17 protein-coding genes are annotated in these 20,658 nt (G+C 73.5%); 9 read left to right on the forward strand and 8 right to left on the reverse strand.

What is annotated here, in order from left to right; genetic code table 11:
* Window positions 1-177: 177 nt before the first annotated feature.
* The gene (locus ACZ6RC_RS05900; protein WP_453612501.1) at window positions 178-645 is read left to right on the forward strand and encodes an SRPBCC family protein; all 468 of its coding nucleotides are present in this window, start codon (window positions 178-180) and stop codon (window positions 643-645) included.
* 256 nt (window positions 646-901) lie between these two features.
* Here ACZ6RC_RS05900 and ACZ6RC_RS05905 read toward each other — a convergent pair whose 3' ends face one another.
* Window positions 902-1,339 carry a hypothetical protein gene (locus ACZ6RC_RS05905; RefSeq protein WP_469579558.1) on the reverse strand — a complete coding sequence of 146 codons (438 nt, stop codon included), beginning with the start codon at window positions 1,337-1,339 and terminating at the stop codon, window positions 902-904.
* A gap of 152 nt (window positions 1,340-1,491) precedes the next feature.
* Here ACZ6RC_RS05905 and ACZ6RC_RS05910 point away from each other — a divergent pair, with 152 nt between their 5' ends.
* The gene (locus ACZ6RC_RS05910) at window positions 1,492-2,979 is read left to right on the forward strand and encodes an alpha/beta hydrolase (RefSeq protein ID WP_469579559.1); all 1,488 of its coding nucleotides are present in this window, start codon (window positions 1,492-1,494) and stop codon (window positions 2,977-2,979) included.
* Between the two features lie 66 nt (window positions 2,980-3,045).
* Here ACZ6RC_RS05910 and ACZ6RC_RS05915 read toward each other — a convergent pair whose 3' ends face one another.
* From ACZ6RC_RS05915 to ACZ6RC_RS05925, 3 genes are all read right to left on the reverse strand, one after another.
* Window positions 3,046-4,620, reverse strand: coding sequence for a PTS transporter subunit EIIC (locus ACZ6RC_RS05915; protein ID WP_469579561.1), 1,575 nt, complete (start codon window positions 4,618-4,620; stop codon window positions 3,046-3,048).
* A gap of 94 nt (window positions 4,621-4,714) precedes the next feature.
* Window positions 4,715-5,638, reverse strand: a complete 924-nt coding sequence (murQ, locus tag ACZ6RC_RS05920; RefSeq protein WP_469579563.1) for an N-acetylmuramic acid 6-phosphate etherase — start codon at window positions 5,636-5,638, stop codon at window positions 4,715-4,717.
* A 101-nt stretch (window positions 5,639-5,739) separates the two neighbouring features.
* Complete coding sequence (locus ACZ6RC_RS05925; RefSeq protein WP_391143631.1) at window positions 5,740-6,684, reverse strand: MurR/RpiR family transcriptional regulator; 945 nt, start codon at window positions 6,682-6,684, stop codon at window positions 5,740-5,742.
* Window positions 6,685-6,784: 100 nt separating this feature from the next.
* On the opposite strand from ACZ6RC_RS05925, the gene ACZ6RC_RS05930 reads away from it, so the two are divergent.
* The gene (locus tag ACZ6RC_RS05930; RefSeq protein WP_391143633.1) at window positions 6,785-7,141 is read left to right on the forward strand and encodes a hypothetical protein; all 357 of its coding nucleotides are present in this window, start codon (window positions 6,785-6,787) and stop codon (window positions 7,139-7,141) included.
* A 174-nt stretch (window positions 7,142-7,315) separates the two neighbouring features.
* Window positions 7,316-7,612, forward strand: coding sequence for a DUF4031 domain-containing protein (locus ACZ6RC_RS05935; protein ID WP_453612514.1), 297 nt, complete (start codon window positions 7,316-7,318; stop codon window positions 7,610-7,612).
* Here ACZ6RC_RS05935 and ACZ6RC_RS05940 read toward each other — a convergent pair.
* The 4 genes from ACZ6RC_RS05940 to ACZ6RC_RS05955 all read right to left on the reverse strand — a co-directional run bounded on the left by ACZ6RC_RS05940 (window position 7,600) and on the right by ACZ6RC_RS05955 (window position 14,924).
* The gene (locus ACZ6RC_RS05940; RefSeq protein ID WP_469579566.1) at window positions 7,600-10,446 is read right to left on the reverse strand and encodes a hypothetical protein; all 2,847 of its coding nucleotides are present in this window, start codon (window positions 10,444-10,446) and stop codon (window positions 7,600-7,602) included. The genes ACZ6RC_RS05935 and ACZ6RC_RS05940 overlap by 13 nt on opposite strands.
* Before the next feature lie 72 nt (window positions 10,447-10,518).
* Complete coding sequence (locus tag ACZ6RC_RS05945) at window positions 10,519-11,733, reverse strand: Cmx/CmrA family chloramphenicol efflux MFS transporter (protein ID WP_391144366.1); 1,215 nt, start codon at window positions 11,731-11,733, stop codon at window positions 10,519-10,521.
* A gap of 227 nt (window positions 11,734-11,960) precedes the next feature.
* The gene (locus tag ACZ6RC_RS05950) at window positions 11,961-14,105 is read right to left on the reverse strand and encodes a LamG-like jellyroll fold domain-containing protein (RefSeq protein WP_469579568.1); all 2,145 of its coding nucleotides are present in this window, start codon (window positions 14,103-14,105) and stop codon (window positions 11,961-11,963) included.
* A 135-nt stretch (window positions 14,106-14,240) separates the two neighbouring features.
* Window positions 14,241-14,924 (reverse strand): HD domain-containing protein, encoded by a 684-nt coding sequence (locus tag ACZ6RC_RS05955; RefSeq protein ID WP_469579569.1) that lies wholly within the window; start codon window positions 14,922-14,924, stop codon window positions 14,241-14,243.
* A 187-nt stretch (window positions 14,925-15,111) separates the two neighbouring features.
* On the opposite strand from ACZ6RC_RS05955, the gene ACZ6RC_RS05960 reads away from it, so the two are divergent.
* From ACZ6RC_RS05960 to ACZ6RC_RS05980, 5 genes are all read left to right on the forward strand, one after another.
* Window positions 15,112-16,548: an MFS transporter gene (locus tag ACZ6RC_RS05960; protein WP_469579571.1), complete on the forward strand. Its 1,437-nt coding sequence runs from the start codon at window positions 15,112-15,114 to the stop codon at window positions 16,546-16,548.
* A 130-nt stretch (window positions 16,549-16,678) separates the two neighbouring features.
* Complete coding sequence (locus ACZ6RC_RS05965; RefSeq protein WP_469579573.1) at window positions 16,679-17,902, forward strand: trans-sulfuration enzyme family protein; 1,224 nt, start codon at window positions 16,679-16,681, stop codon at window positions 17,900-17,902.
* An 82-nt stretch (window positions 17,903-17,984) separates the two neighbouring features.
* Window positions 17,985-18,521, forward strand: coding sequence for a MaoC family dehydratase (locus tag ACZ6RC_RS05970; RefSeq protein ID WP_469579574.1), 537 nt, complete (start codon window positions 17,985-17,987; stop codon window positions 18,519-18,521).
* Between the two features lie 92 nt (window positions 18,522-18,613).
* Window positions 18,614-19,456, forward strand: a complete 843-nt coding sequence (locus tag ACZ6RC_RS05975; protein ID WP_391143649.1) for a class I SAM-dependent methyltransferase — start codon at window positions 18,614-18,616, stop codon at window positions 19,454-19,456.
* Window positions 19,453-20,496: a class I SAM-dependent methyltransferase gene (locus ACZ6RC_RS05980; protein WP_469579577.1), complete on the forward strand. Its 1,044-nt coding sequence runs from the start codon at window positions 19,453-19,455 to the stop codon at window positions 20,494-20,496. Before ACZ6RC_RS05975 ends, ACZ6RC_RS05980 begins: the two co-directional genes overlap by 4 nt.
* Window positions 20,497-20,658: the final 162 nt, after the last annotated feature.

Consider the following 20,658-nt stretch of genomic DNA (forward strand, 5'->3'; position numbering starts at 1 on the left):
TGCCGCCCTCGGGCGTTCCCGGGCCGCGGCGGCCCTCCGGCCGTACGACGGCGGCGGTACGGCGGGGGTACGGGGGCGGGGGCGGTTCGGGCCGGAGGCGGCCGCCCGGCCTGGGGTGCCGCGGCCGGGCGTTCGGGGTGATGCTGGGGAGAGGACCCCTCACGGCGGGAGCGGACCATGATCACGTTGTTGACGACCCCGACGGACCGCGAGCTGGTCATCACCGGGACCTTCGAGGCCCCGCCCGAACGGGTCTGGGAGGCCTGGACGCGGCCGGAGCACGTGCGCCGGTGGTACGGCGTGGCGGCGCTCACCACGACCGTCTGCGACATCGACCTCCGGGTCGGCGGGGCGTGGCGCTGGGGACAGGAGTCCCCCGACGGGCAGGAGATCGTCTTCTCGGGGGAGTACGAAGAGATCGTCCCGAACGAGCGGCTCGTCTACACCGAGACCTTCGAGCTGATGCCGGGCCCGCCGGTGCACGTCACCCTGGCCTTCGACGCGACGCCGACCGGGGGCACCGCCCTGACGAGCACGTCGGTCTGGCCGTCGAAGGAGGTCCGGGACCAGGCCCTCGCGACGGGGATGGAGGCGGGGGTCAAGGAGGAGTACGACCGGCTGGCGGAGTACCTCGGCACGATGTGACGCCGCACGGCGACGGCTCCCGGCTGACGACTGACGGGCGACGGCTGACGGCTTCCGGTTGACGGCTGACCGGTTGGGACCGGCGACGGCTTCCGGCTGACGGTTGACGGCTGACCGGCTGGGACCGGCGATGGCTTCCGGTTGACGGCTGACCGGCTGGGGCCGGCGACGGCTTCCGGCTGACCGGTGACCGCCGGCGGTTCGCGGCGGGTGGCTCCGGGTTCCTTGGCCCCTGCCTCCGCTCCCGGCTCCCGGATCATGCCGACGCGGCGCCCCGCCGGCCCCGGAACGCGAACGCCGACCACAGGACCGCGACCGCCAGGGCCGCTACGGCCATCGCCGTCAGGGCGCCCGCCTCCGGACGCCAGCCGAGGGAGACGCGGGTACCCAGGAAGGCCAGTCCGACGACGATCCGCCCGGTGGCGTAGACGGGGACCCGAGCGGCCGCGGCGCGCAGCACGGCCGCCGAGGCCACCGCCGTCAGGAACCACACGCCCAGGTACGCCCAGACCGGCCCCGGGGCGGCGGGCGGCAGCCCGTACTCCTCCGGACCGAGCCGGAACAGGGAGCCCGACCACCCCAGGCCCACCCCCAGGGCGGCGACGCCCGCCGCCCAGCAGGCGTGGCGCCACAACGGGCCCTCGGCCACATGCTCTTCGGTGTCGGGTTCGTCCGGATCGAGGAAGGCGTTCACGCCTTCAGGGACGTGAGCGGGCGGCCGCGCGTTGCCTCGGCGGGCGGAAATTCAGTCGGCTGCGGCGGCGGCTTCCGACGGGGGCAAACCCCACCCTCCACCCTCCCGGCTGCCGGATGGGACGGTGAGCCGCCGTCAACCAGGCTCTACGCATGACGACTTGGACGCGCAACACCCTCGTGCTCGCCCTCTCCGCCGCCGCCGTGGCCGCCTCCCTCACCGGGGCGCGGGCCGCGCAGCCCGGTGGTGGGCTCGACTGGACGCCCTGTGGGCCCGACGGGCTCGGGCAGGAGTGCGCCACCCTCTCCGTGCCGCTGGACTACGCCGATCCCGGTGGGCGCCGGACCTCGATCGCCGTGTCCCGGATCCTGAGCGACCGGCCGGACGAGCGGCGCGGGACGCTCGTCGTGATCCCCGGCGGCCCCGGCAGCTCCGGAGTGGGCAGGCTGACGGCGAAGGGTGCGGCCCTGCGGGGGGAGTTGGGCGGGACGTACGACCTGGTGGCGATGGACCCGCGCGGGGTGGGCGGCAGTGAGAGGGCGAGCTGCGGCCTCGACGAGGACGACCGCCGACTGGTGAACCTGCGGCCGTGGCCGGCCGCCGACGGGGGGATCGCCGCGAACGTCGCGCGTTCCCGGCGAACCGCGGAGGCCTGCACACGCAACGGCGGCGAGGTCCTCGCGAACATGACGACGGCGAACCAGGCGAGGGACCTGGACCGGTTCCGCCAGGCGCTCGGGGAGGAGAAGCTCTCCGCCTGGGGAGTCTCCTACGGGACGTACGTGGGCGCGGTGTACGCGCAGAGGTTCCCGGGGCGCACCGACCGCTGGGTCCTGGACAGCAGCAGCGACCCCGACCCCCGGCGGGTGGCCCGGGGCTGGCTCGCGTTCATGTCGCAGGGTGCCGACGACCGGTTCCCCGACTTCGCCGCCTGGGCGTCGCACCCGGACCGGGCGGCCCAGGGCCTCCGGCTCGCGGAACGGGCCGAGGACGTGCGGCCGATGGTCCTGGCGCTCGCGGACCGGCTCGACCGGGAGCCCAAGGAGTCGACGAAGCCCGGCGTACCGCTGACCGGCACCATGCTGCGGCAGGCCCTGCAGTCCGCGCTCTACGCCGACGCCGCCTTCCCCGGGTTCGCCCGGCTGGTGCGGGACGCCCGGGACCCGGGCCGTACCCCGGCGCCGACGCCCGACCTCACCGAGGCGCTGTCCCAGGAGGACGCGGCGATCATGATCGGCGTCGTGTGCAACGACGTCGCGTGGCCGCGCTCGATCCCCGCCCACCGGCGCGCCGTCGCGGCCGACCGCGCCCGCCACCCGCTCACGGCGGGCTTCCCCGTGAACATCACGCCCTGCTCCTTCTGGAAAACCCCGGCCGAGAAGCCGGTCCGGATCACCGACCGGGGCCCGTCGAACATCCTGATGATCCAGAGCCTGCGCGACCCGTCGACCCCGTACGCCGCCGGCCTGCGGATGCGGGCGGCCCTCGGCGAACGGGCCAGGCTGGTCACCGTGGACCAGGGCGGGCACGGGATGTACCTGGGGAACGGCAACGCGTGCGGGGACCGGGCGGTGACGGAGTTCCTCAGGTCGGGCGAACGGCCCGCGCGGGACACGTACTGCGCGAACCGTCCGGGCTGACGGGCGCCGCAGCCGTACGGGTCAGACCTTCGCCGTACGGGCCGGCGGGCGCCGCAGCCGTACGGGTCAGACCTTCGCCGGTTCCGAGGGTTCGGAGGGCTCGGACGGGCCTGACGGTCCCGACGGTGCGGGAGCGGCCGACGGCCTCGGGCTGCCGGAGGCGACCACTCCGGCAGCGTCCGTGTCCACGTCGAACTCCTCCAGAAGCGCCTGGCTGAAGCCCCAGAAGTACGTCGCCACGAAGCCCACCACATAACCGACCAGCAACCCGCCCGCGTAGATCGCGATCGTCTCGCCCAGGCCCTTGTCCCCGTCGAGGAGCGGGAAGAGGGCCCAGCCGGAGGGGCCGATGGCCGTGGAGCCGACCTCGGCGCCCAGCATGTTGAAGAGCCCGACGAAGCCGCCGCCGAACGCGCCGCCGACGCAGGCCGTGACGAACGGGCGGCCCAGCGGCAGGGAGACGCCGTAGATGAGCGGCTCGCCCACGCCGAGGAAGCCCGCCGGGAGCGCCGACTTGATCGTGCGGCGCAGGGAGCCGTTGCGGGGGAGCTTGACGTACACGGCCATCGCCGCGCCCGCCTGGCCCGCGCCCGCCATCGCGAGGATCGGGAGGAGGACCGTGTAACCCTGCTGCTCGATCAGCGTGGTGTGGATCGGGATCAGCGCCTGGTGCAGGCCCAGCATCACCAGCGGGAGGAAGAGACCGCCGAGGACGAACCCGGCCCCGGCGCCCGCGTGGGCGAGGAGCCAGTCGGCGAAGTCGCCGATCGCGGTCGAGATCTCCCCGGCCACGAACATCAGGCCGTAGAGGGTGGCGAGGCCGGAGACGAGGACCGTGAGGGTGGGCGTGACCAGCACGTCCAGCGCCTCCGGCACCCAGCGGCGGCACCATTTCTCGACGTACACGGCGAGCACCGCCGCACCCAGCGCGCCCAGGACGCCGCCCTGTCCCGGCGACAGCGTCTGGCCGAACGCGTCGATCTTCGCGACGCCGGGGAAGACGATGATGGCCGCGACAGCGCCGCCGAGGATCGGCGTACCGCCGAACTCCTTCGCCGTGTTGAAGCCGACGAAGACTGCGATCAGCGCCATGAAACCGCTCGCCATCGCCGCGAGCGCGGGGGTGACGGCGGGGAGCAGGCCGAGGTTCACCAGCAGGCCGTTGAGGCCGGCGATGATGCCGCAGCCGATGAGGGCGGGGATCAGCGGGACGAAGATGTTCGCGATCCGGCGGAGGAAGAGCTTGAAGGGGGTGGCGTTGCGCTCCTTCTGCGCCGCCTTGATCGCCGCGCCCTGCGCCGCGAGGCCGTCCGCCGTGCCGGCCGGGGCGGTGCCTCCGCCCTCCGCGGTGACGGGGGCGGGCGCGTCGGAGACCGGGCCCGCCTCGGCGACCAGCGCCTCGAACACGGGTGTCACCCGCGCCACCGTGCCGGGCCCGAGGACGATCTGGTACGTGTCGTCCTCCACCACGCCCAGGACGGACGGCAGCGCCCGCAGGGCCTGGTCCTGGACGAGGGAGCGGTCCCGCAGACCGAGCCGCAGCCGGGTCATGCAGTGGGCCACGGAGTCGATGTTCCGTGCGCCGCCGACGAGGGGGAGGATCGCGGCGGCGATGGCGCGGTTCTTGTCGTCAGTGCTCATGGGCCGTGCCTTGCTGTGGGGGGAGTGGGGAGGGGGAGGGGAGGGCGGTGCGGAGAGGGGCCGTGCGTCGCGGGGAGGGAGTGGGGGCGGTGCGTCAGCGGGCGGAGAGGGCCGCGCGCAGATGGCCGGCGGAGGCCGTGAGGCGGCGGGCGGCGGAGGGGGCGTCGATGTCGGCGAGGATCATCAGGATCGCCGTCTTCACCTCGCCGTCCGCGGCGGTGAGCGCGGTCTCGATCTGCTCGTCGGGCGCGCCGGTGGCGAGGGCGACGATCCGCCGCGACCTGGCCCGCAGCTTCTCGTTGGACGCGCGGACGTCGACCATGAGGTTTCCGTACGTCTTGCCGAGCCGGATCATCGTGATCGTCGAGATCATGTTGAGGACCAGCTTCTGGGCGGTGCCGGCCTTCAACCGTGTCGAGCCGGTGAGGAGTTCGGGTCCGGTGACGACCTCGATGCCGTGTTCGGCGGCGGCCGCCAGCTCGCTGTCGGCGTTGCAGGACAGCCCGATGGTCAGCGCGCCGGCCGCGCGGGCGTGGGCGACCGCGCCGATGGCGTAGGGGGTGCGGCCGGAGGCGGAGACGCCGACCACGGTGTCGCGGGCGGTGAGGCCGAGGGCGTTCAGGTCCTCGGCGGCCAGCTCGCGGGAGTCCTCCGCGCCCTCCACGGCCTTCACCATCGCCGAGGGGCCGCCCGCGATCAGTCCGACGACCTCGGCGGGGTCGGTGTTGAAGGTCGGCGGGCACTCGCTGGCGTCGAGGACGCCCAGCCGGCCCGCGGTCCCCGCTCCGGCGTAGATCAGCCGGCCGCCGTCGGCCATGCGGGCGGCGGTGGCGTCGATGGCGTCGGCGATCCGCGGCAGCTGCGCGGCGACCGCGAGGGGGACGGTCTGGTCCTCCTGGTTCATCAGCGCGGCGATCTCGGCGGTGGGGAGCCGGTCGATCTCCGACAGCTCGGGGCGGAACGCCTCGGTGGCGAGGGTGGCGAGTTGGGCGCGCAGTTCGGAGTACGTAGAGGACACGTGCGGGCTCTTTCGGTGCGTCGTCGTCGTTGACGATCAGCGGGTGCGGGGTGCGGGGTGCGGATGGTTCAGCGGGGTGCGGGGTGCGGGGCCGGGGTGGGTCAGCGGGTGCGGGGGGAGTGGCGGTGGGCGAGGGCTTCGTACGAGGCCGCGAGCGCCGGTGCCGCCGTCTCGTAGGTCCGCTGGGTGACGCAGGTGAACAGGCAGTCCACGACGAGGAGCTGGCTCGTACGCGAGGACATGGCGGCGGGGCGCAGTTCGCTCTCGCGGGCGGTGGAGGTCGTGAGTATGTGGTCGGCGTACTGCGTGACGGGCCCGTCCGGGCGGCCGGTGATCGCGACGGTGGTGGCGCCGTGGTCGAAGGCGACGCGGAGGGGTTCGATGACGTCGCCAGTGGAACCGGAGTGGGTGATCGCGAGGGCGACGTCGCCCGAGCGCAGCTGCACGGCGTTGGTGACGGCGAGGTGCGGGTCGCTGTGCGCGTGGGCGAGCAGGCCGATCCGGAGGAGCTTCTGGCCGAGGTCCTGGGCGACGAGGCCGGAGGCGCCGACGCCGTAGATGTCGATGCGGCGGGCGGTGGCGAGGGCGGCGACGGCCGCGCCGAGCTGGACGGTGTCGAGTCCGGCCGCGGTGTCCGCGAGCGTCTGCTGCTCGTCGTAGGCGAGCTTGGCGACGACGTCCGCCACCGGATCGTCGACGGTGATGTCGGCGGTGACGGAGGGCGCGCGTCCGGACTGCTGCTGGGCGGCGAGGCCGGCGAGGGCGAGCCGCAGGTCGCGGTAGCCGGGGTAGCCGAGGAGCCGGGCGGTGCGCACGACGGTGGCCTCGCTGGTGCCGGTGAGCTCGGCGAGGCCGGTGACCGTGAGGGCGGCGCAGCCGGCCGGGTCGCCGGCGACGGCCTCGGCGACCCGCTGCATGGAGCGGGTCATGGACGGCGCGAGGGTCCGCACCTTGGCCGCGAGAGCGGCGGGCGCGGGCGGGGCGTTGCCGGGCGCGGGCGCTGTCCCGGAGCCGCCGCTGAAAATTTCCTTCACGTCATTGGTCACCTCTGAAAGATATTTTCGGTCCGGGGGAGCGTCAAGACCCTGCTCGGTCCGGATGCGGAGGGACCTTCGCCGTCGGGGCGTGTGGGGTGACAATGAGTCCATGGACGACATCGACCGCCTGGAGCAGGCGCTGCACACGGCCCGCGCCCTGATTCTCGCCGATCTGGCGGCACGTGAGGTCGCCGCGGCGGAGGTGGTCTCGATGGTCGAGGACGCGGTGACCCACCGGCGGTGGTGGGTGGAGCAGTGGCCCGAGGGCATCACGTACGTCGCCGGGCTCGTCGCCCAGGACGTGCAGGACGCGATCCTGGAGCGGCACGGCCGCTGGCCGATCTGCCCGGTCTGCTCCTCGGGCGACCCGCACGCCCTGGACGTGGAGCCGGAGCTGGGGCCGGACCCGCACTGGGTCTGCGGCAAGGCGGGCGTGGTCGTGGCCCCGGTCGGCGGGCTGACGTGAGCGGCGGCTCCGCACTGGGTCTGCGGCAAGGCGGGCGTGGCCCGGGTCGGCGGGCTGACGTATGCGGCGGCCCCGGCGGCACGACGGCGGCCACGAGCACCCGCGTCCGCGTCCGCGCCCGTGCGGCGGGGGTCGGGGCCCTCGGCGTGCCGGCTCCGGCGGCGGGTGGCTGAGGTGGCCCTCTACATCGACCCGCCGACCTGGCCTGGCCACGGCCGTATGTGGTCGCACCTCGTCAGCGACGTCTCGCATGACGAGCTGCACGCCTTCGCCGCCTCGATCGGCGCCCCGCCCCGCGCCTTCGAGCGCGACCACTACGACATCCCGTCGGACCGGTACGCCGATGCGGTGGCGGCGGGCGCCATCGAGGTCGGTTCCAAGGAACTCGTCCGCCGGATCACGGAGGCGGGCCTGCGCCGGCCGAAGGGCCGGCCGGCGCCGGGGGAGGACCTCCCGCGTTACGACGTGTAGTAACCGGCCACGTCGGCGAGGAGGTCGACCGACCCCGCCCGGTTGTAGAAGGCGACCTTTCCGTTGACGACGGGCACGACCACCAGGTTGGGGATCGTCTGGCCCGCGGTGAAGTTGAGGTTCGACGCGCTGGTACGGGTCGTCCCGTCCGGGTACACCGACACGAAGCTCGCCGAGGTCGGGCCGGTGGCCGTGACGTTGAGGACGACGGCGGTGACCCCCGCGGCCGGGATGCCGGGCTTCCCCGCGACCTGGAGGCTCACCGTGCCGCCGGGCCCGACCTTGGCCGCGGGGACGCCGAGGCCGGCGCGGGTGTCCATCAGCCGGGTGGGCGTGACCGCCTTGTACGTGGATCCGGTGCCGTCGGTGGTGTAGTAACCGGCGACGTCGGCCAGCAGGTCCACGGAGCCGGAGTGGTTGTAGAAGCTCACCTTGCCGTTCACGACGGGGACGACCACCAGGTTGGGGATCGTCTTCCCGGCCGTGAAGTTGAGGTTGGACGCGCTCGTGCGGGCGGTGCCGTTCGGGTACACGGAGACGAAGCTCGTCGCCGTAGGGCCGGTGGCCGTGACGTTGAGGACGACGGCGGTGACCCCGGCCGCCGGGATGCCGGAGACCCCCGCCACCTGGAGCGTCACCGTACCGGCCGGGCCGATCCTGGCCTTGGGGACGCCGAGGCCGGCGCGGGTGTCCATCAGCCGGGTGGGCGTGACCGGCCGGTACGTGGAGCCGGTCCCGTCGGTGGTGTAGTAGCCCGCCACGTCCGCGAGGAGGTCGACCGACCCGGCGCGGTTGTAGAAGCTGACCCTGCCGTTCACCACCGGTACGACGACCAGGTTGGGGATGGTCTGGCCGGCCGTGAAGTTGAGGTTCGATGCGCTGGTGCGGGTGGTGCCGTCGGGGTGGACGGAGACGAAGCCGGCGGAGGTGGGGCCGGTGGCCGTGACGTTGAGGACGACGGCGGTGACGCCGGCGGCCGGGATGCCGGCCTTGCCCGTCACCTGGAGGGTGACGGTGGCACCCGGGCCGACCTTGCCCTGGGGGACGCCGAGGCCGCTGCGGGTGTCCATCAGCCGGGTCGGGGTGACCGGCTTGTAGGTGCCGTGCCCGGTGGCGGCCGGTGTCACCGTCAGCGAGCCGCGCGCGTACTCCTTGCCGTACGCCAGGACGCCGAGGGACCAGGTCCCGGCCGGTGCCGTGCGCAGGTCGACCGTCGCCTTCAGGGTCCGCGCGTCATCGGAGACCGAGACGGTGGTGGCCGTCAGCGGTGCCGGGCCGCCGGTCAGCTTGACCGTGTTGCCCATGCTGAGCGCGGTTCCCTGCACGGTGAGGGTCGCGACCGTACCGCTCGGGACGGTGCCGGGGGTGACCGTGCCGACGGTCGGGTTCTCTGTGCCGCAGGGTGCGTCGACGCAGGTGAGGGCGGCGCGGTAGGCGGTCCGGTCGGTGCCGTCCGGCAGGGAGAGGACGAAGAGGGTCTGGCCGTCGGCCGTGTACTCCGACACGTGGTTGCGCTGCTGGCCCTGACTGCCGTACAGCGTGTGCCGCGCGGGAGACGTCCCGCCGTCGGTGGCCGTGACGCGGGCCGTGAAGCGGTCTCCGGCCACGGTGGGCACCACGACGCACGCCGCGGTGCGCTCCTCCGACAGGGCGCCGGTCACCGGCCCCCAGCCGGCGGCGAAGGCCCCGGCCCGGGGGCACTCGGGAGCCAGACCCGCGGACGAGAAGGTCCGCCAGGCGTCGAGGCGGTACGACTCGGGAAGGGACCAGCCCTCCGGTGCCTGGGTGACGACCTGGTAGCCGGTGGAGCCGGTGGCCACACACGCCTGGGTCTCGAACCAGCACGTGACGCGGCCCTCGGCGTTCATGACAAGGGTGTGGGTGCTGTTCTCCTCGTCGCGCACGTCGATGGAGAGACGGTCCGTCGCGGCGTTCGTCGTGACGCGGTGGCAGCGCAGCGTGCCGTTCTCCCCCGAGGCGGCCTGGACGGCCGGGGCCCCGATGGCGGTCGCTGAGGAGCCGGCGCAGCCCTCCGCCGTGGCGCTCACGTCGCGGTGGACGACGGTGTGTGTGGCGGGCGCGTCCTGGCCTTCCAGCAGCAGGGTGTACACCTTGCCCGGGTCGAGCGAGCAGCTGCTGAGGACATCGGTGCGGAGCTGCTGGCCCGGCGTCGGGTGTGTGTAGCACTCCGCGCCGTTGCCGTCGGTGTCGATCAGCCGCATCGCGTAGTCCGGGAAGAGGTCCCGGTCGTCCGGGAAGGCGTACCGGAACCGGAACAGCTCGGCGGCGGCGTGGGCGTCCGCCGGGATGGTCAGGCAGTGCGAGAACACACCGTCGCCGGTGGCCATCCGTACAGCGGCGGAGTCGTCGGCGAAGGTACCGGCGGGCAGCACCTGGCAACCGGGCTGGGGGGCGTCCGTACGGACGAAGTGGACGCCGTACGCGCCGGTCTCCGCGGCGTCGACGGCACGGACCTGGGCGCGGAACGGCGCGGTGCCGGTCAGGGCGCACGATCCGGACGAGAGCGCGCTCTCCGTGCACTGGGCGGTGCCGTTGGCGTCGACGACCTGGACCGCGGTACGGACGCCGGCGCCGCCGCGGGAGGTCAGAGCCGCGATGCGGGTGCCCTGTGGGCTGGGCAGCTCCAGGCAGAGGGCCTGCCCGGCTGTGGTGAACTCGCCCGCGTGCCGGCCCTCGGCGACGGGCACGCACTCTTCGGCCGCCGGCCGCGCGGAGGCGGTCCCGGCCGGCAGGAGAAACGTCCCGAGGACGGCGAGCAGAGAGACGATGACGGCGGAAACGGGGCGTCTCGCGGACGCCGATGCCCTTGGCATGAACCCCCCATGGGTGTGAACGACGCATGATCGTCGCACACGCCCATGAGCGGGTCGCGGGGTGGTCGGGAGTCAGTCCACCCGGGCCATGGTCGCCTCCGGCCGGGAGGCGGAGGAGGCGACGACGTGGCCGGGGGCCGGGGTGCGGCGGGTCAGGCGCAGGGAGAGGGTGACCGCCGCCAGGGCCACGACGGTCATCGCGGCGCCCGCCCAGGCCGTCGCCGCGAAGCCGAGGTCCGCGTCGATGACGGTGCCGCCGAGCCAGGGGCCGCCGGTGTTGCCGAGGTTGAAGGCGGCGGTGGTCGTGGCGCCCGCGAGGGTGGGGGCGGCGCCGGCCAGGTTGAACATGCGGGCGTTGAGGGCCGGGGCGGTGTAGAAGGCGGAGACGCCCAGCAGGAAGGCGAGCACGATCGTGGCGGCCGGGCTGGAGGCGAAGAGGGCCAGGGCGACCAGGAAGAGCGTGGAGGCGGTGATGCCGCTGAGCAGCACCCCGAAGAGGTGCGCGTCGGCGACGCGGCCGCCGATGTACGTGCCGATGAGGGCGCCGATGCCGAAGAGGCCGAGGATCGCGGAGACCCAGCGGGCGTCGATCCCGGCGACGTCCGTGATCACCGGCGCCAGGTACGAGAACGCGCAGAAGACGCCGCCGGCGGCGAGCGCGGTGACCACGACGGAGAGCAGGACCTGGCGGTCGCGGTAGATGACCAGCTCGCCCTTGAGCCGGGGCCGTGTCGCGGGCGGCGGGATGTGCGGGATGCGGGTCACGACGCCGACGAGCGCGATGGCCGAGGCCGCGCCGACCGCCCAGAACGCGGCGCGCCAGCCGAGGTGCTCGCCGAGGAAGGCGCCGGCCGGGACGCCGAGGACGTTGGCGATCGAGAGACCACCGATCATGACGGCCATCGCCTTGGCGCGGGAGCCGACCGGCACCATCGCGATGGCGACGGCGGCCCCGACGGCCCAGAAGCCGGCGCAGGCGAGGGCGCTCACCACCCGGGAGGCGAAGAGCACGCCGTAACTCGGCGCCAGCGCGCCCGCGACCTGGCCGAGGCCGAAGAGGGTGATCAGGGCGACGAGGGTCGTCTTGCGGGGCAGCCGCAGGGTGGCGACGGCGAGCAGCGGGGCGCCGACGACCATGCCGATGGCGAAGGCGGATATGAGCAGCCCGGCGCGGGGGATGGAGACCCCCATGTCCTCGGCGATGGGCGGCAGCAGCCCGGACAGCATGAACTCGCTCGTCCCGAGCGCGAAGACGGACAGCCCGAGGATGTACACGGCCAGGGGCATCCGCGCGGGGGCGGCGGCGGTGGGGGCGGGGTCGGGATCGGGCGGTGTCGTGGTCTCGGCGGAGGAAGACGGCATGACATGTGTCAACGGGGTGGTTGTGCCTGTCATTCCTGGGGCGCGGGGTGTCTTGCCATGTGGACGGGGGCCCGGGGGGCAGCGAGAGAGGGCCGCCGGCCCCCGCCATCAGGCGGGGGCCGGCGGCCCTCGAAGGATCGGAGGTCAGCGGTTCAGCACAGGCAAGGGGCGGCGCCGTGCCCCAGCATGGCGATGTCCTTCTCCCGGAGGGCGCCGGCGTATGCCTGGACCTCGTCGATGTCGCCGCGCAGGTACTCGCCCCAGCCGTCGGCGGTCGTGCCGCGCCCCACCTGGAGCGGGCCGGTGCTCTGCCAGCCCTGGGGGAGGGCTGCCGTGGCTTCCTCGTTGGTGTAGCCGTTCATGAAGAGCTTGATCGTGTCGGTCGCGTCGTCGTAGACCACGGCCAGGCGGTACGGCATGTCCTGCTCGCCGTGGTAACCCGAGATCCGGGACACCACCTTCTCGGCGGCGCCCGCCTCGTCCTTCACCGGCACGACCAGCTGCCAGGCGCGCGTGGCCGGCTCGTACCGCACCTTGAACGCGTCGGTGTTCTTCCCGGCCTGGGAGAGCACCGTCATCGGACGGTCGGGCTCGACGTCAGACAGGCGGACCACCGCCCCGATGGTGAAGCTGTCACCGGTGTCCACGACCGGCCCGTCGGTGGCCGCGTACCCGCTTTCGCCGTCGAGCTTCAGGTTCCCGTCGCCGACCAGCGCGTACGGCACGAAGGGGCAGTCGGGGTCGAGGTCGGGGATGCAGGAGTTGTCGGGGCCGCGGTGGATCGTCGCTCCCTGGCCGAGGCGCAGCGGCGCGCCGCCCCGCTGCTCGGGGCTGGCGCCGTCGGTCGCGGTCTCCAGGGACCAGTGGCCGAGGAGCTGCGGCTTGCGGTACGCCAGTGCGGTCACCTCAGCCGGCACGACGACCCGGTCGTAGGCCCGTACGTCACCGATCTGGCCGTGCCAGCGGTGCTTGTACACCGCCGCGCCCTGGACCCGGCCGATCTGGAAGGCTCCGGGCGCCGCCGCGGGAGCGGCCTGGGCGGGGGTGGAGACGGGGTGGCCGTTGACGTAGAGCTGCGCCTCGCCGGTCTCGGTGTCGTACAGCCCCAGCAGGTGGGCCCACTCGCCGGTCTCCGGGGCGCCGCCCGTGATCTGTGCGCCGCCGACGGCGAACGACCAGGTGGGGTTGGAGGCCCGGCCGCGCAGGCCGAGGGTGAAGCCGGCACCGCTGCCGGTGTCCTGGCTCGCGACCGTCATCACGCGGTCGGTCCGCGAGGGGCGTACCCAGGCGGCGACGGCGAAGGTCTTGCGGGTGTCGACGGCCGGGACGCCCGGGGTGAGGTGGCCGTGACGGCCGCCGTCGAGCGTGGCCGTGGCGGACACGCCGGATCCGGCGGGCGCCGGGGCGCCGAAGGACACGCCCTGGCCGGCCGTGGCGGCCGGGCCCGTCTCGGCGGCGGCGGTCGTGGACCCGGCCGCGTCGGCCAGTCGCCAGTGGGCTACGGGCGCGCGCCCGGATTTCACGCGGAACCAGTAGGTGGTGGTCCCGCTGGAGCGGCCCGCGCGGTCGATCGCCTCCACGCTCAGTTCGTTCGGTGCGGCGGTGGTGGGCAGGAAACGGATGGTGGCGGGTCCGCCCGGCTCCTCGGCCTTGACGGTCGTCGTGTACGGCCCGCCGATGAAGCTGTAGCGGTATGCGACGACGTCCGGCGACGCCGAGTCCATCGTGAACGAGCCGTAGCGGCCGACGCCGTCCTGCCACTCTTCCGCGGCGTAGTCCGGCGAGGTGACGACCGGTGCCGTCGGGCTCGTGTCGTCGTACACGAACCGGCAGGCCGCGCCGCCGTTCTCGGAGCTCCACGCGGAGGTGGCGGTGGAGTCGTCGGCCCGGACGTGCCAGGAGACGACGGTGTCCGCCGGGATGTCCTGCGGGAGTTGCCAGCGCTGGTTGCTGCCCGAGGTCGTGCCGGGGGTGCTGAACGTCCGGCGCTGCTCGGCGCCGGCCGCATCCGTCCACCAGGCCTCGAAGTCGCCGCTGACCCTGTTGGCATCGCTCGGCTGGTTGTCCTCTTCGGGGTCGTACAGCACCGCGGTGAGTACGGGACGCTCGCTGACGTACGTCGGTTCGTCGCCCGTCGCGCACGGCTGGAACGCGTTCTGCAGGTCCGCGACGAGCGGCTGCCTCGGCGGCAGGTTCTCCGCCGCGTGCGCCGTGCCGGGCACGGCCGCCACGACGGCCGCGACGCAGCACCCCGTCACCACCGCGCGTCTGCCCCCGGGTCGTTTCCTCCCGAACATGCGTCCCCTCCCCTTGGTCTCGTGTGCTCGTGATCATGCGAGCCGCTGGAGGCTAGCAGGGGGCTGTGACAACGCCGTAGTGCTTTTCACCGGGGGCGGCGGACGTCGGTCGGGATGCGCCGATCGCCCCCGGCGTCAGGCCTCCGTCAGCTCCTTCAGTTCCGCCTCCAAATTCGCCCGGGCCTTCGACTCCCAGGCCGCCGCGCCGTACGGGGTGCGGAAGAGGCGGGGGAGGGAGAGGAGGTGGCGCAGGACCGCTGCGCGGCCTTCGCGGAAGGCGGGGTCCGGGACGAAGGCGTACTCCGTGCGGACCGCCCTCGCATACCCCGCGTAGGTATCCGGGGCGCTCGCCAGGATCGCGAGGTCGGCGTCGCAGAGGAGTTCGCCGTTGATGTCGCCGTCCGCCGGGTCGTGCGTGATCGTCAGGCGTACCAGGCGGGCTACCTCCGCCACCTCGTGAGCGGTGAGGCCGGCTTCCGTGAGGGCCTTTTCGGCCAGGGCCGCCGAGCGTTCCTCGTTCTCGGAGCGGTCCGGGCGGTAGACCGCGTCGTGGAACCAGGCCGCCAGCCGGACCAGTTCGAGTTCGCCGCCCTCTCCGCCCAGGTCGGCGAGTTCGTCGATGCGGTCGAGGACCGCTCGCAGGTGGTCGACCGTGTGGTACGCGCGCTGCGGCTCGGCCCAACGGGCCAGCAGGTTCAGGCCGTACGGGAGGGGGTCGGGGCCTTCGCGGCCGGCCCGGGCCGCGCGCAGCGTCGAGGTCCAGCGCTGGAGCAGCTCGGGGTCGGGGGCGTGCTCGGCGTGCTCTTCTTCGGCGGTCATACGGGCATTGTGCCGCCTCCCCCTGCCCGCAAGGCCGTCTCGCGCCACCGGCCCGGCGGCCTCGCGCCGCACGGAAGGGCGCCGTCCGACCGCGCTCCCGCAGCGCCCTGACATACCCCCCACGGGTATGCTACGGTACTCCGCGAAGGTACCCCCTAGGGGTATGTGCGAGCGAAGGAGCAGGGCAATGTCAACCGTCAATCCCCGGCGTTGGTGGGCACTTGTCGTGCTCGCCGCCGCCCAGTTCATGGTCATCATGGACACGTCGATCATCGGCGTCGCCCTCCCCGAGATGCAGAAGGACCTGGGCTTCTCGCAGAGCGAGCTCCAGTGGATCTTCAACGCCTACGTCATCGTCTTCGGCGGGCTCCTGCTCCTCGGCGGCCGCCTCTCCGACCTCGTCGGAGCCCGCAGGATCTTCGTCACCGGCTGGGCCGTCATGATCGTCGGCTCGGTCGTCGCCGCCGCCGCGCAGACCGCCTGGGTGGAGATCGTCGGCCGCGCCGTCCAGGGCGTCGGCGGGGCGCTCATCGCGCCCTCCGCCATGACGCTCCTGATGATGCTCTTCATGCACGACCCGAAGGAGCTCGGCAAGGCGATGGCCCTCTACGGCGCCGCCGCCCCCGCCGGCGGCACCGCGGGCGTCTTCCTCGGCGGTGTCTTCACCGAGTGGATGAGCTGGCAGTGGGTCTTCATCATCTACATCCCGATCGGCCTCGCCACCCTCGCCGCGACCAGGCTGCTGCCCGACGTGGCCGCCCGCCGCGGCTCCGTCGACGTCCTCGGCGCCGTCGCCGTCACCGCCGGCCTCGCGCTCGCCGTCTTCGCCGTGGTCCGCGCCCCCGAGACCGGCTGGGGCTCCACCGGCACGGTCCTCCAGCTGGCCGCCGCCGCCGTGCTGCTCGTCCTCTTCTTCGTCATCCAGAAGTCCGTCCGCGAGCCGCTCATGCCGCTCAGCGTGTGGCGGGTCCCGCGCCTGGGCTCGGCCAACCTGGCCATGACGCTGCTCGGCGCCGCCTGGATCCCCATGTGGTACTTCCTCAACCTCTACCTCCAGCAGGTCCTGGGCTACGGCGCCTTCGAGTCCGGTGCCGCCCTGCTCCCCATGACCGTCCTGCTGATGATCTTCATGACGGCCATCACCGCCCGCCTCATGGGCCGGTTCGGCGCCAAGCCGCTCATCGCCGGCGGTCTGCTGGTCCTCGCGGCCGGCCTGGTCTGGCTGGCGGCCGTCCCGCCGACCGGCACCTTCCTCGTCGACGTCCTGCCCGCCTCCCTGGTGGCCGCGCTCGGCATGTCCCTCGCCTACATCCCGGCGATGATCGCCGCCATGTCCGGCGCCCCGCAGGAGCAGGCCGGCCTCGCCTCCGGCATCGTCAACACCACCTACAACGTCGGTTCCGCGCTCGGTCTCGCCGCGCTGACCGCCGTCGCCATGTCCCAGGGCGCCGACAGGCTCGGCGACCTGCCCGCCCTCACCGACGGCTTCTCCGCCGCCTTCATCGGCGCCGCGGTCATCGCCGCCGTCGGCGGTGTCGTCACCCTCCTCGTCATGAAGTCCGACACGTCCCTCGCCTCCGCCGTCGCCGCGCCCGCACCACAGGGCGAGAAGGCCTCCGTGTGACCCACGCGGGGCGTCCGCCCTGCACTCCCAGGGGTCGCCCGATGTCCACGACGGACGTCGGGCGACCCCTTTTCCGTCCGTCCGCCGCCGTACGCCCGTACCTCACGTCCGCCCTCCGGGAGGAATGAAGATGGACATCAGCACCCGAGCCGTCCACGTCGTCGACGACCCGCCCGACCCCGCCAGCCGCCCGCTCTCCGTCCCCCTCGTGCAGTCCTCGGCCTTCGCCTTCGACTCGGCCGACGCGCTCGCCGAGGCCATGGCCGGCCCCGACGGCCCGTTCGTCTACGGCAGGCGCGGCAACCCGACCGTACGCGCCCTGGAGAAGACCCTCGCCGGTCTCGAAGGCGGCGCGTCCGCCCTCGCCTTCGCGTCCGGGATGGGCGCGATCAGCGGGGTGCTGCTCGCCCTGCTGCGCCCCGGTGACCACGTCGTCGCCCAGCGCTGTCTGTACGGCGGGACGTACGCGGTCCTGTCGGACCTCGCCGAGCGGTACGGGATCGAGGTCACCGCCGTCTCCGGCGACGACGTCGCCGAGTTCGAGGAGGCCGCGCGGCGGCCCCGCACCCGGCTCCTGATGCTGGAGACCATCGCCAACCCCACCGGCCGGGTGCCCGAACTGCCCGGTCTGTTGGCCGCCGCCCGCCGGCTCGGGGTCACCGGCGTGGTCGACAACTCCCTGGCCTCGCCCGTGCTCTGCCGCCCGTTGGAGCTCGGCGCCGACATCGTCGTCCACTCCACCACCAAGTACCTCTCCGGCCACTCGGACGTCCTCGGCGGCGCCGCCGTCTTCGCGGACGACGAGCTGCGTCGCGCGGTCTGGCCGCGCACCGTCGAACTGGGCGCCTGCGCGGACCCGTTCGCCGCCTGGCTGACCCTGCGCGGCCTGGCGACGCTGCCCCTGCGGGTACGGGAGCACTGCGCGAACGCGGCCGTCCTCGCCGAACGGCTCGCCGCCCGTGCGGACGTGGCGGCCGTCCACTACCCCTGGCTGCCCGGCCACCCGTCGTACGCCACCGCGCGCACGGTGCTCTCCGGGGGCGGCGGGATGCTCTCCTTCGAGCTCACCGGCGGCCGGGAGGCGGGCCGGGCGTTCATCGAGCGGGTACGGATCGCCCGGCTCGCGCTCTCCCTCGGCGGGGTGGAGACGCTGGTGACCCACCCGGCGTCCACCTCCCACCGCGAACTGGACGCGGACGCCCTCGCCGCGGCGGGCATAGGGCCCGGCCTGGTGCGGATGTCCGTCGGCATCGAGGGGGTGGAGGACCTCTGGAGCGACGTCGAGCGGGCCCTGTGCGACGACACCGGTGAACGGCCGGGCGGTTGGGGCCACAGAAGTCTTCTTTTGGGTTGACAAAATAAATGAGCAATTCGTAGATTGGGTGATGCCAGGGAACGACTGGGAACGACCACCTTCAGGTCAAGGGGGCCGCGCGATGCGCTACTTCGAGGACTTCCGGCCCGGCGACGTCCATGAACTGGGCACCGTCACGGTCACCGCCGAGGAGGTGCTGGAGTTCGGCAGGCGCTTCGACCCGCAGCCCTTCCACACGGACCCCGATCTCGCGGCCCGTTCGCCGTTCGGCGGACTGATCGCGAGCGGTTTCCACACGCAGGCGATGTTCATGCGGCGCTATGTCGACGGACTGCTCGCCTACAGCGCCTGCACGGGCTCGCCCGGCATCGACGAGGTCCGCTATCTGCGCCCCGTACGCCCGGGGGACGTCCTCACCGCCCGGGTGGAGATCCTCGGCTCCACTCCGTCGCCGTTCAACCCCGCCACCGGCACCGTCAAGCCGCGGTGCACGCTGGTGGCCGCCGACGGGACGGCCGTGTTCAGCATGATCCTGCACAGCATCTTCCGGCGGCGCCCCACCGACGCCGACGCCGACCATCTGTCGTCGATGCCCGCGGCCGAGGACCCCGTCGCGTGTGCCCGTACGAAGAACTGCGCACCGGTCATGAGCGCCTGACCCGTCCGGTACCCCTCCCCGGCCGGACACGGCCGTCCGTCTCTCCGCCGGCCGCACGTCTCTTTCGTCAACCGAATGAAGGGGGACCTCCTGTGGAGGCCGTATCCCGCACCGCCCAGTGGACCGCCGCCGCGCGCGCCCTGGAGACCGAGCGCGAGGACCGGCTGTTCGCCGATCCCTACGCGCGCACCGTCGCCGACCGGATCGGCTTCGAGCTGCTGGAGCGCTACGCCGGGGCCGGCACCGTGCCGTTCCTCGCCATCCGCACCACCTATCTGGACCGGGCGATCGTCAAGGCGGTCGAGGAGCGCGGCATCCGCCAGGTCGTCTTCCTCGCCGCCGGCATGGACACCCGCTTCTTCCGCCTCCCCTGGCCCGACGGCGTCACCGTCTACGAACTCGACCGCCCGGCCCTCCTGGAGGCCAAGGCCGCGATGCTGGCCGACGAGGCGCCGCCCGCGGGCCGCACCCGGATCACCGTGCCGGTCGACCTGACCCAGGACTGGACCGGCCCCCTGAAGGAGGCCGGATGGAAGAGCGACGAGCCCGTCCTGTGGGTGGTCGAGGGCCTGCTGTTCTTCCTGCCGGAAGAGGCGGTACGGACCCTGATCTCCACGCTCTCCGCGCACGCCGCGCCCGGCTCCGTGCTGCTCGGCGACGTCATCTCCAAGGCCGCCCTGGAGAACCCGCTGTCCCGCCCGTTCCTCAGCGCGCTGCGCGAGGACGGCAACCCGTGGCTCTTCGGCACCGAGGAGCCCGAGGCGCTGCTCGCCGCCTGCGGCTGGGAGGTGCGCGAGGTCAGGCAGCCCGGTGAGGAGGGCGCCGACTTCGACCGCTGGCCCTACCCCGTCCCGCCCCGGACGGTGCCGCGCGTGCCCCGGTCCTTCCTCTTCACCTGCGATCTCCCCACCCACGGCGAGGAGCGGACCGCATGAGCGCCCACGCGTTCCACCAGCAGGTCATCACCGACGCCGGGGCCGCCGTGCGCGGTCTGACCGTCGCCCTCGGCGAGCGGCTCGGGCTGTACCGGTGCCTCGCCGAGCACGGTCCGCTGACCGCCGGACAGCTCGCCGGGAAGACCGGCACCCACGAGCGGTACATCGAGGAGTGGCTGCACGCCCAGCTCTCCGCCGGCTACGTCGAGCGCCACCCGAGCGCGGCGACGTACACCCTGCCCGCCGACCACGTCGAGGTCCTGGCCGACCCGAAGGCCGTCACCTTCGCCGCCGGGTTCTTCACGGCCCTGAAGGCGCTGTACGCGACCGAGGACCTGCTCGTGGAGGCGTACCGCACGGGGGACGGCGTCGGCTGGGCCGAGCACGACGCGGCCCTGGACACCGGGATGGGCTCCTTCTTCCAGCCCACCTACGAGCACAAGCTGGTCCCGGACTGGCTGCCCGCGCTCCACGGGGTCACCGACAAGCTCGCCGCGGGCGGCACGGTCGCCGATGTCGGCTGCGGTGTCGGGCACACGACGCTGCTGATCGCCCAGGCGTTCCCGCGGGCCACCGTCCACGGCTTCGACTACTCCGAGGAGGCCGTCTCCCTCGCCCGGCAGCTCGCCGAGGAGTCCGGCCTCTCCGACCGGGTCGTCTTCGAGGTCGCGTCGGCGGACGACTATCCCGGCACCGGCTACGACCTGGTCACCTTCTTCAACGCCCTGCACGACATGGGCGACCCGGTCGCGGCCGCCCGGCACGTCCGCACCTCGCTGGACGCCGAGGGCACCTGGATGCTGGTGGAGTCGAACGTCTCCCCGGCCGACATCGACACCCGTACGCCGGCCGCGCGCATGTTCATGGCCCTGTCGGCCGTCATGTGCCTGCCCGTCGCGGTGGCCCAGCGCGGCCCGCACGCGCTCGGCAACCACTCCGGCGAGAAGGCGTTCCGCGCCATCGCGGAGGAGGCCGGCTTCACCCGCTGGCGCCGCGCGACGGAGACCCCGGTCAACGCCGTCTACGAGGTCCGTCCCTGACGCACCGGAACCCCGCCCCACGGTTGCCGCCGCCCGCCCCGTACGCCTCGGGCGAGTGAGCCGAAGGGCGCGCGGCTGTCGAAAGGGAGAACGCGCGCAGCCCGCGAGGAACGAGCGGGCGAGCACGATCGACCGTCGACAGTCGCACAGAGCGCCCGGAGG

The organism is Streptomyces sp. NPDC048353 (assembly GCF_055587165.1).

Bases quoted from the DNA above. Each gene is read 5' to 3' on its own strand.
- ACZ6RC_RS05915 (WP_469579561.1), bottom strand. From the start codon at position 4,620: ATGAGCACTGACGACAAGAACCGCGCCATCGCCGCCGCGATCCTCCCC.
- ACZ6RC_RS05960 (WP_469579571.1), top strand. From the start codon at position 15,112: ATGTCAACCGTCAATCCCCGGCGTTGGTGGGCACTTGTCGTGCTCGCC.
- ACZ6RC_RS05980 (WP_469579577.1), top strand. From the start codon at position 19,453: ATGAGCGCCCACGCGTTCCACCAGCAGGTCATCACCGACGCCGGGGCC.
- ACZ6RC_RS05945 (WP_391144366.1), bottom strand. From the start codon at position 11,733: ATGCCCCTGGCCGTGTACATCCTCGGGCTGTCCGTCTTCGCGCTCGGG.
- ACZ6RC_RS05970 (WP_469579574.1), top strand. From the start codon at position 17,985: ATGCGCTACTTCGAGGACTTCCGGCCCGGCGACGTCCATGAACTGGGC.
- ACZ6RC_RS05950 (WP_469579568.1), bottom strand. From the start codon at position 14,105: ATGTTCGGGAGGAAACGACCCGGGGGCAGACGCGCGGTGGTGACGGGG.
- ACZ6RC_RS05910 (WP_469579559.1), top strand. From the start codon at position 1,492: ATGACGACTTGGACGCGCAACACCCTCGTGCTCGCCCTCTCCGCCGCC.
- ACZ6RC_RS05955 (WP_469579569.1), bottom strand. From the start codon at position 14,924: ATGACCGCCGAAGAAGAGCACGCCGAGCACGCCCCCGACCCCGAGCTG.
- ACZ6RC_RS05940 (WP_469579566.1), bottom strand. From the start codon at position 10,446: ATGCCAAGGGCATCGGCGTCCGCGAGACGCCCCGTTTCCGCCGTCATC.
- ACZ6RC_RS05930 (WP_391143633.1), top strand. From the start codon at position 6,785: ATGGACGACATCGACCGCCTGGAGCAGGCGCTGCACACGGCCCGCGCC.
- ACZ6RC_RS05965 (WP_469579573.1), top strand. From the start codon at position 16,679: ATGGACATCAGCACCCGAGCCGTCCACGTCGTCGACGACCCGCCCGAC.
- ACZ6RC_RS05900 (WP_453612501.1), top strand. From the start codon at position 178: ATGATCACGTTGTTGACGACCCCGACGGACCGCGAGCTGGTCATCACC.